This is a genomic window from Myxococcus xanthus, assembly GCF_013116825.1.
GTDB classification, from domain to species: domain Bacteria; phylum Myxococcota; class Myxococcia; order Myxococcales; family Myxococcaceae; genus Myxococcus; species Myxococcus xanthus_B.
Genome location: NZ_JABFNS010000331.1, coordinates 1 through 419, shown reverse-complemented (window position 1 = coordinate 419; position 419 = coordinate 1). Strand labels below are relative to the sequence as shown.

Here is a 419-nt window from a genome sequence, read left to right as displayed (position 1 = left end):
AGCTCGTACTGGCGCTGCACAAAGTGGTTTTTAAGGCGTCGGATCGCGGCCTGTGGTGTGGCCTCGACGGCGGCGGCGGCGCGTTTCCGCATCTCCTCGATGCTGAGGACGTTGCTGGGTGCTGCGGCCTTCTCGCTCGCCCATCGGCGAACGGTGCGGGGTGGGATCCCCATGGTGCGTGCGACGGTGGCACTGGTTGCGCCGTCCTGCTCCAGTAGCCTGAGCGCCTGGGCTTTCTGTTCGGTGGTGTATTTCTTCATGGTTCCTGCTCTGGTTGGTTTCTCTCCCGTATTGAAACGTCACGCGCTGAAAATGGCGGGGGTTTTTGGGGGGTACACGGCGTTTGTGCGTGCGTGGTCGTGCGGTGGCGAGAAGGACTGCGGCGATGATGGCCTTGGTTCTCATGCTATGTCCTGTGG

General features: G+C 62.3%; 1 protein-coding gene. It reads right to left on the bottom strand.

Going from position 1 to position 419, the window contains the following annotated elements:
- A partial coding sequence (locus HNV26_RS37570; RefSeq protein ID WP_171453065.1) for a transposase occupies positions 1-260 on the bottom strand: 260 nt, incomplete at its 3' end.
- Positions 261-419 lie beyond the last annotated feature (159 nt).